Source organism: Paenibacillus sp. FSL H7-0703, from assembly GCF_038003485.1.
In the GTDB taxonomy this organism is placed as follows: domain Bacteria; phylum Bacillota; class Bacilli; order Paenibacillales; family Paenibacillaceae; genus Paenibacillus; species Paenibacillus polymyxa_B.
This window is the reverse complement of the sequence record NZ_JBBOPF010000001.1, coordinates 42,093-57,800: the sequence shown is the minus strand read 5'-3', so window position 1 is coordinate 57,800 and position 15,708 is coordinate 42,093. Positions and strand designations below refer to the sequence as shown.

Below are 15,708 nucleotides of genomic sequence, written 5' to 3'. Positions count from 1 at the left end.
GAGTAAAGCGGCCCTCTTTTTGGTTACTTCTGTCAGAGCTCGTCGTCAATGAGGTCGGGGTCGAGCTCCTCATAGTCCCCCTCTTCCGCTCCAAAATCAAAGTCTTTTTCAAAATCATCGCTGCTACCATTCGGGAATACTTCTACAACAATCTTCGTTTCCGCCACCAGCTCCACCGCAAATTCCCGCTCGACCCGGATCATTACGCTGCCACCTCCAGAAGACACACTGGCCTCGACACAACTCGGCTCCTGTGTAGCTTCGGCGGATACTTCCACTGTAGACGCCCGGTGCTTCGGATCAAGATACGAGAGCGGCACATTTTCTACGTACGACACCGTTTCCTTGGCCACATCGGTCTGCGAGTTTTTATCGTATGAGTACCAAATATTGATATCATACGTCCCGACGACCTCAATGCCGTCCCCCGCCGCCACAGCTTCATACTGGTGGTTAATAATCCATGCCCCTAAAATGCTCGTTGGATTATTCGGCGGAGTTACGGTATGGGTTACGGTAGAGAATCTGCGACCTTTACCACAGATCGCTTTGGTAATAATCTCTCTACGATTTTTATGACTTAATGCCATTCTTGAACCTCCTCCATACAATCAATCATTCCATACATATGTATGCAGGTTGTGGGCGAATGTTGAGTGAATAGGCGAAAAGGAAAAAATATTATTTGTATAAGCATATGCCGCGATGGCTTGAACTCATGCACGCCAATGTGTTACATGCTGCTCAACGATCTGTAAAAATTCACTAAGAGCCGGAGATTTCCACTTTTTCGTGTGATAAGCGACCTGAGTAGCCACCTGCTGTTCACTGTCATCCCAGGCTAAACGCGCCATTTTACCTTCTCGCAGCTCATTTTGTACCGTTACCAGCGGAAGCAGCGCTATACCCAATCCAGCCATGACACACTGCTTGATGGCTTCAATACTCCAAAATTCCAGGCTAGGGTCTGAAAAAATTCCGTGTTTATTCAAATACTGCTCAAAAAGGATACGGTACGTACATCCTGCCTCCGTATGCAAAATGGTTTCATCCTTCAAGTCGGTAGGCTCTACCCGGGTATAGGTAACCAGCGAATGCTTAAGTGGAGCAACCAAGGCCATCGGCTCATGAATAAGCGTGGTGACATTCAGTTCTCTATCCTCCGTCTCAGGCTGTAGCAAAAAAGCCAAATCCAGCTCACCGGAACGAATCAAATCGCGTAATTCCCAGCATTCACCGGGTTTAAGGACAATTTTAACCTTCGGATACTGTTCTCTGTACTCACGGATCAGGCTTGGTAGACGAAAAGCGGCCAGAGATTCTGGTGCTCCTATTTTCAGCGTGCCTGCCAATTCCGTTTCTGAACGAAGCGCATCCTTAGCCATAGCATGCATCTTGGAAATTTCCTGCGCATAGGGCAGCAGACGTCGTCCGGCATCCGTCAGCATGATTTTTTTGCCAATGCGATCAAAAAGCGGCGTACCCAACTCCGTCTCTAGCGCTTGAATTTGAGCAGTGATACTCGACTGTGCATAATCCAGTATACGCGCTGCTCGCGTAAAACTGCCTGCCTCAACTACATTTAAAAAGGTAAACAAATGCCGCGATTCCATAATCCGCTCCTTCAATCGGTTTTTCCGATGCAAGCAATCGTTATATTCCGTTTTTCCGATAGATTGATTATCTGATAAGCTGGAGGAAATAACAAGCGAAAGAAGGCTTTTCTGCATGACAAATGAAAATAAACTTCAATCCACCATTGGTCTTCCTCAGGCCATTGCACTCTATATCGGAGCTGTACTGGGTTCGGGGATATTGATTGTGCCTGGTCTTGCTGCCCAAATGGCGGGGCCGGCATCGCTGCTGGCATGGGGTTTTATGACCCTGCTCATCCTGCCAATGGCACTTTCCATGGGGCTTCTATCTGCCAAATTTCCGAATGCGGGAGGGGTATCGCACTTTGTCACGTTGGCCTTTTCCCCACGTGCCGGTGCTTATATCGGGTGGTTTTTTCTCATGTCGGTTCCGATTGGGGCACCTGTTGCCGCACTCACCGGAGCCGGCTATATGATCGCAGCCATGGGCTGGGGAGAGGAAAGTCGCATAATGTTAGCCGTTGCTATGCTGGCGGTGGGCCTGATCATCAACTGGATCGGCATGAAGGTCGCGGGACGTATTCAGATCGCAGTCGTCATAGCTATCGTTGCCGTCCTTATATTCGCCATTGCCGCAGCACTTCCTCAGATGAAAACAGTCCACTTCACCCCGTTTGTTCCACATGGCTGGCTCTCTATCGGTCAAGCGGCCGCGATTTTGTTTTGGTGCTTTATCGGTTGGGAGGCCGTGTCCCATATGTCAGAGGAATTCACCAATCCCCAGCGGGCGGCCGTTAGAGGTGTGACCATTGCAGCCGTCATTGTCGGTTTACTTTATTTCTTAACTGCGCTGGCTACTGTGGGCACACAAAGTTACCTTGCAGGGGATTCGGATGCTTCGCTCGTATGGGTAATTAGTCGAGCTATCGGACCGTGGGGCGCGATAATTGCAGGCTTGACGGGTATCTTTATTTGTACCGCTACTATTATTGCTTATGTTGGTGCCGCTTCACGTGTCGCTTATGCTTTATCCCGGCAAGGACAGGCCTTTCGCTGGATGGGCAGGTTATCCCAACGTTTCCATACCCCTATCGGAGGCATTGCTTTTCTTAGCGTCTGCTTCGTGATCATTATGGTTTTGTACGGTAGTGGCGCTGTTTCACTCACTAAGCTGATTCAATTCCCGAACGCCACCTTTATTCTGACCTATCTCGGCGGTTGTGCAGCAGGAATTAAGCTTCTACGTGGTAGTCGCTGGGGCGTAGCCATTAGCTGGATATCGTTCATCTCTACGGCTATCGTTTTCCCCTTTGTCGGATGGGCTATGCTGTACCCTTGCCTGATCGCCGCTGTCTTATGGACCACAGACCGAATTCGGCACAAACGGACTTTGAGTCAATCGGCTTCTACCATTACTGAACAAGAAAAGGCTACTGTCCGTCACGGATAGTAGCCTCTCAAGGCCTTTACTCTAATTTTTCACTGGAGTAGGGGCCTTGTCCTTTTTCGCAATTTTCAAATACTGATGAAGCTCATGTGTAAGCTGCAATAATGCCGAACGAATCTCAAATTCCTCCCGGGTTGCGGGAAGCTCCATTGCTTTAAATTCTTCACGAACCTGCTCTAGCAGCTTCTCGGTCTGTCCCGTATAATGTCCAGCCAAAACGTCATTGCTAAGCTGGTCGAACAGCTCGGCCAGAAGCTTGGCCTGCGGCATATGCTGATACATTTGTGCGATCAACTGCATCATGTTTTGGATCGAATCCAGCTGTTCTTTTCGCATATAAAAATACACATTCCAGCCCTCTTGGGGACGAAGCATCTGATTTTCCAAGGAACGCCCCGCCTCAGTAACCCCTTTGGCTATCACGCTGTTCGCTTCAATAACTTCCTTGCCATCCCATATGTATGCTGGACTACGCAGCGTATTGGCCATATTTCTGAATATAACAGAAAATGTCCGATCCACCTCCTGCCGAATTTGTTGCATTGTATTATCAGAACCCGGCATATAGGCTAAATTGACAATCATCGCGGAACCCAGTCCAATCACTAGCAGAGCTAGCTGGGTCAGCAGTACCTCCATATCAATCACGCCGCCGCTGAATACGCGAAAGACTACGACCGAACCGGTGACGATCCCTTCTTTAAATCCCACCCGTACAATGACTGGAAACGCCGTTAAAATATATAATGCCAGTACCCAATCATGGAATCCGAATACCACAAACAAAACACAAGCAAAAAGAAGCCCCACGACGGATGCAAAAAATCTCGCCGAAATGGTACGGAGACTTCTCTTGCGTGTGACATCCACCCCCAAAATCGCTAAAAGCCCTGCTGAGGTGGCTCCATGAATGCCAAAACCCTCCGCAATAAGTACGGCCATTAATGCGGCAATAGCCGTTTTAATCGTACGAAAGCCCATGAAAAAATTCTGTCCTCTCTAGATGAAATCTGTTTCAGCATTTTGCATAATTCGAAATTTATGCATAATGCTCATTTTCATAAATTTTAAGTATTTTCATTTTTCATGGTACTTTATTTTCACGTTTTACACAAATGTTCAGAAATTTTATTATTAGCGATGAGGACGACCAGAAAGCAGACGATGCTCCACATACACGACCGCCTGATACATCAGTGTAGCTACGACAGCAATGATCAACAGACTGGACATAACCAGCGTGAAATTGAACACCTGAAAACCATAGATAATCAAATAGCCTAAGCCGTTTTTAGCCACCAGAAATTCACCAACAATCACACCAACCCATGCCATACCGACATTCACTTTCAGCGTAGAGACGATTGCAGGAAAGGATGCAGGTAAAATCACCTTTTGAAACGTATCACGGCGTGATCCGCCAAACGTGCGAACCACTTTGATCAGATTCGAATCGACTTCCTGAAAGCTGTTGTATACGACTAGTGTCGTAATGATGACCGTAATGGAGAGGGTTGTCATTAGGATAGCAGTAAATCCCGCCCCAAACATGACGATAAAAATTGGACCTAGCGCCACCTTAGGCATACTGTTGAACACGACCATATAGGGATCAAGCACCCTCGACAAAAACGGTGACCACCAAATAAGTACAGCCAGCAACGTACCTAACAGTGTACCGAGTAAAAAACCCGCCATCGTCTCTCCCACGGTGACACCTACATGTCCCCATAATTCACCACTGACCGCATCCTTGCCGATCTGGGTAAAAATTTTGCTCGGATAGCTGAACAGTAGTACATCAATCCACTTCAAACGGCCTGCAATTTCCCATAGCACAAACAAAAGCAGTAAAATAGCTGTCTGCACACCTGTCACTAACCATCGTTGCGAACGCCTGCTGCGTAAATACGCCTGATGTAGTCCTTGAATCCAACGTTGCTCAAGCTGATCCGCTTCGTCCTTCATACGTTAACTCACTCCTTTGCTCCCGAAGCCTCCAGTTCACCCCATATTTCATGAAAAAGCTCATTAAAACCCGGCTGCTCGCGTGCATAAAAAGGCTGAGCTTCTCGGATGCAATCCGGAATCTCGAAGGTACGTCGGATATGACCCGGATTTCGACCCATCACTATAATCCGGTCACTGACCGCAATGGCCTCGGCCAAATCATGTGTGACTAAAATAGCCGTCTTCCTCCGCTCGCGCAAGGTTTCCGCAATCAGATCTTCCAGCTGTAGCTTGGTTTGATAATCCAGCGCGGAGAACGGCTCATCCAGCAGCAGCAGTCCCGGATTGGTCGCCAGCGTCCGTACCAGCGCCACGCGCTGGCGCATTCCCCCAGACAACTGGGATGGATGCAGATGCTCCTTCCCTCCCAGACCCATGCCTTCCAGTAACAGCCGTGTCCGCTCACGCGCAGCTTCATCTACTCTGTTGCCTAGTTCCAGACCCAACAATGCGTTATCCATTATCGTCCGCCACGGGAACAGATAATCCTGCTGTAACATGTAACCGACCTCTGGACTCGGACCACTTACCGGCTGACCTTGCAATATAACTTGGCCTGCCGCTGGACGCAGTAGCCCCGCGATCATGGACAGGATCGTCGTTTTGCCGCAGCCGCTTGGACCAACCAAGCTGACAAACTCCCCTGTCTCTACGGAAAAATCAATATTCTCAACCGCCAGCGAAGCTTCACGATCCGTTACATAGACATGCGTTACTTGCTTCAGTCTCACCATCGGGATGGTCGCGTCCAAAGTTAGGCTACTCCGTTCCTCCATCATGACGAACCTCCAGCCCCGACACCTGCATCCGTAGATTCAGTTGTGCTCTTTTTCACAGGCGGTTCAGTATTCCCGGTAGAGCTTGACGAAATCGCTTGTTGTGCAAAGCTTGGGTTCACTAACTTATCTAGTGCAACCGGACTTTTAAGCTCTCCTGCCGAGGTCATGACATCCTGTAAGTTCTTCCATTCCTTTTCCTCAATCATCGGGTTCAAAGCATAGGTACTCTGTTCCTTATATCGCTTGATACTACTCGTTAAAACAGCTAAATCTGTATCTTTAAAATAGGACGTGATTGCTTCGGCAATCTGTTCAGGTGAATGCGTAGCAATCCACTGTTGTGCCCGATATACAGCATTTGTAAATTTCTGTGCAGCCTCGCTATTTGTGTTCAGGTAGCTTTGCTTAGCCATATATACCGTATACGGCAACTCGCCGCTCTCCACACCGATAGAGGCAACAACCCGCCCACGACCTTCCTTTTCAAAAATAGATGCCTGCGGCTCAAACAGCTGCACATAATCCCCTGTACCGGAGCCGAAAGCAGAGGCAACATTAGCAAAATCAATATTTTGAATCAGCTTCAGATCCTTGTGAGGATCAATGCTGTGTTTGCGAAGCGTAAATTCAAGTGACATTTGCGGCATTCCGCCCTTGCGTTGGCCTAAAAAATTTTGCCCTTTCAGCTTTTCCCATTCAAAGCTATCCTGCGTTTGACGGGCAAACAAAAAGGTTCCATCCTTCTGTGTCAGTTGGGCAAAATTAATGATAGGGTCCTCTGCTCCTTGCTGATACACATAAATAGATGTTTCCGCGCCGATCAGCGCGATATCCGCCTGATTGGACAACAACGCCGTCATCGCCTTGTCACCCCCGGGAATCGTTGCCAGCTGGACATCCAGTCCCTCCTGAGCAAACATCCCCTGGCTCAAGGCTACATACTGCGGCGCATAAAAGACCGTACGGGCTACCTCGCCTAGTCTGATCTCAATCGTCTGCTCCCCTCCTTTGGGGGTGCACCCACTGAGCAACAGTAATCCGAGTAGTGCCGCAGCCACCACAGCTTTGAAACGAGCGCCGTTTTTCATCCTTATTCCCTCCCCACCTTTTTACATCGGTTGACTTCATATATTGTTATGCCGTTGTCGATATATTGGTTAATTGCAAAAAAAAAACCCACGTTCGCCCGGGAACGCGGGGTAGATGCTATATGATTCACAGCTTGTATATGGAGGTATATTTCTCTTCCAGATAGTCGGCGAGATAATCCGGGTTCAGATCCTCACCTGTAATGGCTACAATCAACTCGGACGGCGTCCGACTCTTGCCGTAACGGTAAATACGTTCGGTCAGCCATTGCTTGATCGGCTCAAGCTCTCCAGCAGCAATTAATTCATCTAGATTTGGCAACTCTTTACGTAATGTCGCCAAAATTTGCGCTGCATACATATTGCCAAGCGAGTAGGAAGCAAAATAACCAAAATCACCGCCGGACCAGTGAACGTCTTGAAGTACGCCCAGTCCGTCATTCGGTGGAACAAGTCCCAAGTATTCCTTATATTTCGCATTCCACACCTCGGGGAGACGCTTCACATCCAGCTTTTCATTAAACAGCATTTTTTCAATTTCATAACGGATAATGATATGTAAATTATATGTTAGCTCATCCGCTTCAATACGAATCAGTGAATTTTCCACACGGTTGACTGCCCGGTAGAATTGCTCTGCCGTAACCTTTGCCAAACGATCAGGAAAATGCTTTTGCAAATCATCGTAATACCGATCCCAGAAAGCACGACTGCGTCCGATTTTATTCTCCCACAAGCGGGACTGGGATTCATGAATCCCCATAGAGGTTCCTCCAGACAGTAGTGATCCTGCCAGCTCTGGAGCAATATTTTGTTCGTACAGCGCATGACCTCCTTCATGCAACGAACTGAAAATAGCACTGGTTACATCATCTTGCAGATAATGAGTTGTTATACGCACATCACCTGGATTTAATCCTGTTGCGAAAGGATGTACACTCTCATCCAAACGACCTGCGTCAAAGTCATACCCCATCTGTCCTAAAATGAATAGGCTGAACTTCTCCTGCTGCTTCACATCAAACACACCATCTAAAAAGCTCTTATCCGGCTGGTTCGATGAAGCCTGAATTTTAGACAATAGGGGCACAAGGCGCTTCTTGAGACGATCAAACACAGCATCCAGCTTTTCAACCGTCATCCCCGGCTCATATTGATCCAAAAGCGTGTCATACTCTGTATCCTTAACACCCCAGTAGCCGATAAACTCACGCTTCATGTCTACGATTTTAGACAAGTACGGTTCAAATCCGGTAAAATCGCTATGTTCCTTTGCGTCCTCCCACTTGCTCTCTGCCTGTGCTGCAAGAATGCTATAATCCCGGTATCGGTCTGCCGGAACCGAACGATTCAGTTCATAATTTTTACGGCATTCCTCCACCAATCTGCGATCATTGTCCTCCAGTTGCTTCAGCTTGTCTTCTACGGCAAAAAATTGCAGCAATTGTCCCATTTCATCCGAGATCATCAGCTTGAACATTTCAGTGGACAGCATACCCAACGTCTCCGACCGAATATCAACGCCCTTGCGCGGAGCGCCAGTCCGTAAATCCCAGTGCAGCAGACCTACTGCTTCGCCATAACTACTAATTTTGTGTGCAAGCTCCTTTAAAGCCGTCAATTGATCCAACGTCTGTTGCGTCATATTTGAGGTCACCTCTTTAACTTAAAATGGTTAAAACTTTACAATACCTATACTTGATGATACTTATATTAAAAAGTATAATCAACACACAACATGTACGACCAGCTCCTAAGACCTAAAACAAACGTTGGACTGTACATATCAAACTTTTTTAGAATCTGGAGGGAACAATCGTGGATCACATCAAAGAAATTTTAGAGTACAATCGTGTTTTCGTAGAAAACAAAGAATACGAGGCCTATAGAACGGGCAAGTTCCCCAATAAAAAAATGGTCATTATCACCTGTATGGATACACGGCTAACGGAATTACTCCCAAAAGCTATGAACCTGCGCAACGGTGATGTGAAAATCATCAAAAATGCGGGTGCGATTATTTCACAGCCCTTTGGAAGCGTAATGCGCAGTGTGCTAGTCGCCCTGTATGAGCTGGGAGCAGACGAAGTCGTCGTCGTAGGCCATTATGAATGCGGCATGGCTGCATTAAATGCGGACCACATGGTCAATGAAATGCTCGATCGCGGAATTTCTCAGGAAGTGCTGAACACATTAGAAAATTCAGGCATTAAGTTAAATAAATGGTTAAAAGGATTTGACAACATTGAAGAAGGGGTAAGAACTACCGTGAAGCTTATTAAGAATCACCCGCTTCTCCCCCCTAATGCCCCCGTTCACGGCATGGTTATTCATCCAGATACAGGAGCGTTAACGCTTGTCGTTGACGGGAATGAACAGTAAACAGGATACGCTTTGGCAGAAGGTTACCAGGGTAGTTTAAGCTCGTAAGTGCGAGCTTAAACTACCCTTTTTTATGAAAAAAAGCGCATATACGTGGAGAATGACAGGAGCCAATTTGGGCTAACCTGTGAACGACCTGTCTGAAAGTTGTCAAACCATACAGTTTCAGTGTACACTTTTCATGAAGCAGCAGAATACCTGCCGCAGTGCTGTTACAACCGTTACTATGATGGATGAAGGAGATAAGATCTATGAATTTACTATCGTATGGTCTGTTGGGGCTTCTCGCAAGAGAGGAATCCTCCGGCTATGATCTGATGTTGCGTATTCAGCCTTTTTGGCAGGCTAAGCACAGTCAGATCTATCCGCTACTGGCCCGTATGGAGAGCAAGGAACTGCTAGCCTCTCGTTGGATTCAGCAGTCTGACAAGCCTGATAAGAAAATGTATACCATTACCGACAAGGGAATCCATATGCTTCAGCAATGGTCCCAGGAAGCGTTAGCTGCTCCGGTTACACGGGATGAATTAAGTCTTCGACTGTTCTGTCTTTGGTTGACGGACAAAAGTAGTGCCAATCGTATGCTGGAAGAACGCAAACGTCATTTTATTCAGAAAATCCAGCATCTTGAGGATATTCTGAACGACATTCCCGCAGAGAATTTACATTTTGGCAGTAAAAACTTTGGTGACTATATTTTAGTACAAAAAGGACTTTTGAATGCTAAAGCAGGTCTGGAATGGTGCCAAATGGTTCTGCGCATGCTGCTTGCCGGTGATGTCAGTACGGATACTAATCCATTTTTACTTAAGCCGCAAAGCTGAATGCTTTTACCAATCCATGCATAGGATTTATGGGACGTTATTATTTAATTTTTAAAAATTAAAATTCTTTGAAACCCTTTTCCATGCCATTCGTATTACTGGTTAGCGGTTGTTTGACCTATAAAAAAAATTTACTAAGGGGGATATATTTACATGAAAAAAACATTTACTTTGAAAAATATGATGATGCTGATGATGGCTTTTACCCTACTCATTGCTATGATCGCACCATCTACAGCTGATGCAAGGCGAGGCGGCGGGTTTAAATCCGGGCCTAAATCATACCAATCTACACCAAGCAAGGCAAATGACAGCAGTAGCGTCAATAAGTCAGATAGCGGAACCAAGTCAGGAGCAACTGCTGGGAATACAAACAGAACTGGTGGATTCCTTGGCGGTGGCGGCGGATTCCTGAAAGGTATGATGCTGGGCGGTTTGGCAGGTATGCTCTTCGGCGGATTGTTCGGCAACATGGGCGCATTGGGTAGCTTGCTTGGTCTGGCCGTTAATGTTCTCGCCATTTACGTCCTGATCATGGCCGGAGTAGGTATCTACCGTGCTATTAAAAATCGTCGAAGACCAGATGATTCCCGCGGAGGACGTTACTAAGCTATGATTTTGAGTATGGATGAGATTGTCAACGCTATTTGCTTGCATATGGCTGAACGCAAAGGTGTCCAGCCCACTGATGTAACAGTAGAATTAAGCTGGGAGGAGGATACAGGTTATTCCGCAGAAGTTCATGTACAGGGCCGCAGTCAATATCTGGTGGAAGCCAACATGATTGAAGCAATTCTGAGATACCTGTATTCCGAATACAATATTCGTGCCTATCGCGAACAAATCAGATTGGATCTGGATGAAGAAATTACTGCTATTGTCCAAACTTGATTATTTCGCATAAGATCGTCGCACAAACTTATTATAAAACAGAAAAACCGACCCTTGCTTGATGGCAAGGGTCGGTTTTTTTGCTCGTTTTCTAATAGATCATTAAGGTTGCTATAGCATTACATTTAGACGCGGACGTTCCTTGCTATATGGATTCATTTGCTCTATGAATAGCCTGTCTGCTAAATGATGGAGCCGGAGATAGCTGTACCTGCGGCACCCTTTCGAGTAAGCCACTACCGTACATTTCCCGAAACGGCTGCTCCTCCATATGAATATAGCCGATATAGCAGCCGCATTCTTTCATCCGGCACGGACGTTTGCCACTCAGACCCTCAAGACCATCCCTGTATAAGTGTCCTAGCACCCGTCGATCCTGATAGCAGTGTTTTACTCTTCCGTCACCCTGGACATAAAATACATCTTCACCAGCGCGACATGCCCGCCCCTGACTGCTATAATCCTTTAAATTCCATTGAAAATAGGGATCTATCGTAGTTAATTCAGCAACCTCAACATCTGTATAATAATGTGGTCGATCCTTGTAGGCGTTGATCCACAAATAAACATCCCTTGGAAGTTGCGATCGCAAGGAACGAATAGCCGGAAATGCCTGTCTTAACCCGACGGTACCGACACTATAGGAAATGCCAAGTTCATATAGCTTCATAGCCTGCGATATAAAAACTTGCTCTTTCGTCTCTCCAGGGTGATATGTAGCCCACAGCGCAGCAGTCTCCGGGTTCAGTTCTTGCGTCCAATCCAGCTTAGTCGATAGATTCGTCTGTACCGCCACTTTTTCCACATGCGCCATGTGGGAAAACTCAATCATGGTCTTGCGATACCAGGAATGAATCAAGGCTTCTCCATACGGATTAAAAAAAATAGAGAGACGATGCCCCAGAGCGCCCTGTTCTCGTACCCAATCGGCAAAACGTTCCAACTGGGCCCGATCCTTGTTCAACGTTTCCCGACTATCAACGTTTTTACTGAACGGACAGTATGGGCAGGCATAGTTGCACGAGGTCAACGAACCACGATAATATAAGGTCGCTCTCATGCGCCTACATATCCTTCCATGCGCTCACGTACTGATGTGGAGATCATCCAGTCCCCAATCGCATCGGAATAGGCCATTCCTCCCTCTGTAAGTCGCAGCCTACCCTCCTCGACGACAGCCATACCGGATTCCAGCAGCAATGACATTCCCGTAAAATCGTCCGACAGGGATACATCGAAGCGCTCTGCATAGGCCGATAGCTCCAAACCTTCCCGATGAAGAAGCGCCTTTAAGATAAAGCGTCGCTTACTCTCATCCACATTTAAAATAAAGCCGTAGTCAGCCAGATCATGACGTTCCGCAGCAACATAATCTTCGATAATACTACGCGTAGCTGCTGAACTAACACCGTACCGGCTGGCATAGTGAACATTACGTGTATAGGATCGCGCACCACATCCCAGACCAGTCATACCTTCCTCCTGACAACTGTAGGGCAAAAGCTCTTTGCTGGATAAACCATCATTTTTTGCAAAACGGCGCATGGAATATTGTACATATCCTGCCCGTTTGAGCCGTTCGCGCGCCACTTCATACAAGCTAAGGCGAATATCATGTTCCAGCCCGGTATAGCCTGGCTTTAAAATCGTATTTTCTCGAATATATAGCGGATAAAGAAAAATCTCCCCTGGCAAGTAAGACAGTGCTTCCTCTAAAGAATACAGCCAGGTTTCCACTGTTTGACCAGGCAGGCCATAGATCAGATCCACGTTCAGCAAAGGAAAGTTGTATTCCACCAGCCGCTCAAGTGCTTCTCTAACAAGTTTGGGCTTCTGAGGTCGGTAAATGGCGGCACTTTCTGATTCCACAAAGCTCTGAATTCCCATGCTGACACGATCTGTCCCGCGGCGCTTGAGCACCTCCAACCTATCCTCAGTCACAGTATCGGGAGAGGTTTCCACCGAAATAGAAGCTCGTTTAGGGTCCAGTCCCATTATATTTTCCGCAATGTCAAACAAGCGCTCCACCAAAGGAGCCTCCAGTAAGGTCGGTGTACCGCCGCCAATCGCAAAACGTGAAAAAGGCCGACGGCCCATAATGGGTGCCCATTGCTTGGCTTGTCTTTCTAGCGCATCCACATACTCCTTATGTACATCGAGACGCTTGTCCGGCAAAGTGAAGAGGTTACAAAATCCACAGCGAGCCGCGCAAAACGGAATATGCATATACAAAAAATAGCTTTCTAACTCCTCCTTCTCCCACAGCTCCTGCAATGAGAGCGGTGTATCAAACGAACGATAGGCCGTTTTATGCGGGTAAGAGTACAGATAGGAGCGGTAGGGAGCTTCACGGATCGTGCGTGCCCATTCAGCAGGAGTTTCAGGCCACTGAAACCTAGAGGGTACTAAGTTTGTGTCTATCTCCGGGGCTACCTCACCCGTTGGATGTGAGTGATTCAGATTCATGGCTTTCATTTTGCTCCTTCCTCGCGCTGGATTGATTTCTTGATATTTTACTAGTGCAATCTATATTTCTATTTGCTTTATAATATAAATTCGCGGTAAGGCACATTCCAGACTACCTCATGCGCCAGACGATGTCCTTCATAGCCGTCTTCCCCATAAGCTGTACCATGATCGGAAAAAACCATGCAAAACGTCTTGCCCCGATTTCGTAAAGCATCAAACAAACGTCCAAGTTCACCATCCACATACCGCAAGGCTGCTCGTTGAGACTCCACTGAATCTTTAGCTGAGCCCTTCACAAAATAATGATTAGGCCCATGGATCGCTGATATATTCAGAAACAAAAACAAGCGCTGCGACGGGTCTGTATTCCCCAACAGTTTCAGAGCATGATTCACCTGATGCTCCGTCGAACGGGGGTTGGTAACGCCAAAGTTCATACGCCAGTAGCTTTCTTGGAAATACCCTGGCAGCACCTTAGCAAGCTTATTTTTCTTCGTGAAAAAAATAACGCCACCGATACAGATGGTCCGATAACCTTCACCCTCTAGCCCGGACACAATATCCGGGGCATCGAACAGCCAGGTATGTGGATGCGTATGCAGTCCCGTATCCTTTGTGTGAAACAGACGGATATGTGAAGTCTTATCCGTATTCGCTGGAGTCGGCAAAAATCCGCCGAAAAAGGCATGATGTGCAGCATAGGTAAAGCTACCCGGTGTATGACGCTTTTCCCACGACCCGGAGCCGCACAAATTCGGACAGTTCTCTTCCTCCAGCTTTGCTACATCATAACGCAGAGTATCAAGCGTAATCATGACAATATCATGAGAGCCGACAATTTGGTTCATATCAATCATATCTGTCTTTCCTTTCCGTACCCACGCTCCTATTAGCGAGGTGCTGCATTTCCCATTCATACGGATTCCAACCCTGATGCTCAACCCGGTACAGCAAATCACCGAACGGATTAACATCCAATACATAGGGACGACCGCCATGAGCCGGAACCAGCACATCCAGTCCAGCAACCATGGAGGCTGGAAAAACACTCATAGCGGCTTTCGCCGTAAGCTGGATCGATTCCACCGTATTCTGTGGTAATCCGGCTTCCTTCAGCGAGAGCCGCTCATTACGCAAATGCAAATTCGTAATGGGGCTGTGGCTCAAACGTAAAACCGCATGGCAAGCTTCTGATCCGCACACGAGTTGGCGCACATCATAAACACGCCCGTTCAGGGTCGCTTTGGGAATCCAGCGCTCTACATGTACCCCTTCCAGGCATAGCCAGTTAAGGATAGCATGAATGTCCTGCTTATCCGTATAACGACGCAGTCGTCCGGCATTATAATACACGCGCTGTCCGCGTATGATTTCCGTTCCAATCGTGGTCACCGCCAGTTCCGCGTGTGTATGGGGATGTACCTGATAGGCCATGACACCAGAAGCACCAGACCCACAAAATATTTTCACAAATACGCGGTGAAACCCGCTCTCCTTTATTGCCGCGTGCAGATCGACAACATCATGAAATGCACCACCTGAAGATGCAAGCACTGGCGGGACTCTTATATCTGCCTTGCTTAAATCGGCGCTACAACGCCGTTTGTCGAACATCACGGCCACTTCCGCCGGATCGTTCATCCAGTATGACGAGGGCCAGAGCAGAGCCACTTCATCCCGCAGCCAGGCCAGCAGACGGCAATAGCCCCGGAACCATTGTGCCGGGTGCCAAATACGACCGTGCTGCTCCTGCAGACGTCGCGCTTCTGCCGCCGATATACTTGTGCCTTGTGTCCATTCGGGCCATGGCAACAGAGAATCGTCTCCCTCACCATCCGAGGCGCCCAGAGCAATCAACTCACGCTCTACCTCAAAGCTTTCGCCCGGTGCATCCAGACGAAGCATCGGACCACTGTTCATCTGCCCCGCCAGTAACTGATCAATGCTCTCTTGCACAAAGGAACTGCCATTCACGCTATCATGCGTAGCTCGCGCGGCTATTCGCGCCATCAGCTCGCTCAGACCTTGTTTCTGCCGAATAGCTTCCAGCACATTCTTATAGGAGACCTCCAGAGCGGGTGGGAGCATTAATCTGCTTCGCGCCTCCTGTAGTCCGGTAGTTCGACGATTCCCCGGATTACCGAACAAGATAAACGGCTCGCTGACATTACAGTCTGACATTCTAACCATAGAGCCGCCTCACTTTAGATCATTTTAATTTTG

The 15,708-nt window shown here is 47.6% G+C and carries 16 protein-coding genes; 5 read left to right on the top strand and 11 right to left on the bottom strand.

Translation table 11 applies throughout. The features are described 5' to 3' along the window. Window positions 1-32: 32 nt before the first annotated feature. Both MHB46_RS00245 and MHB46_RS00240 read right to left on the bottom strand, forming a co-directional pair. Window positions 33-590 (bottom strand): outer spore coat protein CotE, encoded by a 558-nt coding sequence (locus MHB46_RS00245; protein ID WP_061831597.1) that lies wholly within the window; start codon window positions 588-590, stop codon window positions 33-35. Between the two features lie 126 nt (window positions 591-716). Beyond that, window positions 717-1,613 (bottom strand): LysR family transcriptional regulator, encoded by an 897-nt coding sequence (locus MHB46_RS00240; RefSeq protein WP_341161247.1) that lies wholly within the window; start codon window positions 1,611-1,613, stop codon window positions 717-719. A 115-nt stretch (window positions 1,614-1,728) separates the two neighbouring features. Between MHB46_RS00240 and MHB46_RS00235 the strand changes: the two genes are divergently transcribed. Beyond that, window positions 1,729-3,045 carry an amino acid permease gene (locus MHB46_RS00235; RefSeq protein WP_341161246.1) on the top strand — a complete coding sequence of 439 codons (1,317 nt, stop codon included), beginning with the start codon at window positions 1,729-1,731 and terminating at the stop codon, window positions 3,043-3,045. 21 nt (window positions 3,046-3,066) lie between these two features. Here MHB46_RS00235 and MHB46_RS00230 read toward each other — a convergent pair whose 3' ends face one another. The 5 genes from MHB46_RS00230 to MHB46_RS00210 form a co-directional block, all read right to left on the bottom strand. Next, window positions 3,067-4,023 (bottom strand): aromatic acid exporter family protein, encoded by a 957-nt coding sequence (locus MHB46_RS00230; RefSeq protein ID WP_023989050.1) that lies wholly within the window; start codon window positions 4,021-4,023, stop codon window positions 3,067-3,069. Between the two features lie 153 nt (window positions 4,024-4,176). Next, window positions 4,177-5,010: an ABC transporter permease gene (locus MHB46_RS00225; RefSeq protein WP_013310592.1), complete on the bottom strand. Its 834-nt coding sequence runs from the start codon at window positions 5,008-5,010 to the stop codon at window positions 4,177-4,179. An 8-nt stretch (window positions 5,011-5,018) separates the two neighbouring features. Beyond that, window positions 5,019-5,831, bottom strand: a complete 813-nt coding sequence (locus MHB46_RS00220; RefSeq protein ID WP_165177092.1) for an ABC transporter ATP-binding protein — start codon at window positions 5,829-5,831, stop codon at window positions 5,019-5,021. Continuing rightward, window positions 5,828-6,919, bottom strand: a complete 1,092-nt coding sequence (locus MHB46_RS00215; protein ID WP_165177094.1) for an ABC transporter substrate-binding protein — start codon at window positions 6,917-6,919, stop codon at window positions 5,828-5,830. Before MHB46_RS00215 ends, MHB46_RS00220 begins: the two co-directional genes overlap by 4 nt. 127 nt (window positions 6,920-7,046) lie before the next feature. Further along, entirely contained in the window at window positions 7,047-8,564 is a 1,518-nt protein-coding gene (locus MHB46_RS00210) for a carboxypeptidase M32 (protein ID WP_341161245.1), read from the bottom strand. Between the two features lie 173 nt (window positions 8,565-8,737). Here MHB46_RS00210 and MHB46_RS00205 point away from each other — a divergent pair, with 173 nt between their 5' ends. From MHB46_RS00205 to MHB46_RS00190, 4 genes are all read left to right on the top strand, one after another. Continuing rightward, window positions 8,738-9,301, top strand: coding sequence for a beta-class carbonic anhydrase (locus tag MHB46_RS00205; RefSeq protein ID WP_061831592.1), 564 nt, complete (start codon window positions 8,738-8,740; stop codon window positions 9,299-9,301). Window positions 9,302-9,552: 251 nt separating this feature from the next. Next, entirely contained in the window at window positions 9,553-10,125 is a 573-nt protein-coding gene (locus MHB46_RS00200) for a PadR family transcriptional regulator (protein ID WP_061831591.1), read from the top strand. Window positions 10,126-10,278: 153 nt separating this feature from the next. After that, complete coding sequence (locus MHB46_RS00195) at window positions 10,279-10,734, top strand: hypothetical protein (protein WP_341161244.1); 456 nt, start codon at window positions 10,279-10,281, stop codon at window positions 10,732-10,734. A 3-nt stretch (window positions 10,735-10,737) separates the two neighbouring features. Then, the gene (locus MHB46_RS00190; protein WP_013310599.1) at window positions 10,738-11,016 is read left to right on the top strand and encodes a YxcD family protein; all 279 of its coding nucleotides are present in this window, start codon (window positions 10,738-10,740) and stop codon (window positions 11,014-11,016) included. 145 nt (window positions 11,017-11,161) lie between these two features. On the opposite strand, the gene MHB46_RS00185 is transcribed toward MHB46_RS00190, so the two are convergent. The 4 genes from MHB46_RS00185 to MHB46_RS00170 all read right to left on the bottom strand — a co-directional run bounded on the left by MHB46_RS00185 (window position 11,162) and on the right by MHB46_RS00170 (window position 15,675). Then, window positions 11,162-12,076: an STM4011 family radical SAM protein gene (locus MHB46_RS00185; RefSeq protein WP_250268675.1), complete on the bottom strand. Its 915-nt coding sequence runs from the start codon at window positions 12,074-12,076 to the stop codon at window positions 11,162-11,164. Further along, window positions 12,073-13,491: an STM4012 family radical SAM protein gene (locus MHB46_RS00180; RefSeq protein WP_341161243.1), complete on the bottom strand. Its 1,419-nt coding sequence runs from the start codon at window positions 13,489-13,491 to the stop codon at window positions 12,073-12,075. The genes MHB46_RS00185 and MHB46_RS00180 overlap by 4 nt, the downstream gene beginning before the upstream one ends. Before the next feature lie 68 nt (window positions 13,492-13,559). Then, the gene (locus MHB46_RS00175; protein WP_341161242.1) at window positions 13,560-14,342 is read right to left on the bottom strand and encodes an STM4013/SEN3800 family hydrolase; all 783 of its coding nucleotides are present in this window, start codon (window positions 14,340-14,342) and stop codon (window positions 13,560-13,562) included. Continuing rightward, window positions 14,335-15,675: an STM4014 family protein gene (locus MHB46_RS00170; protein WP_341161241.1), complete on the bottom strand. Its 1,341-nt coding sequence runs from the start codon at window positions 15,673-15,675 to the stop codon at window positions 14,335-14,337. Before MHB46_RS00170 ends, MHB46_RS00175 begins: the two co-directional genes overlap by 8 nt. Window positions 15,676-15,708: the final 33 nt, after the last annotated feature.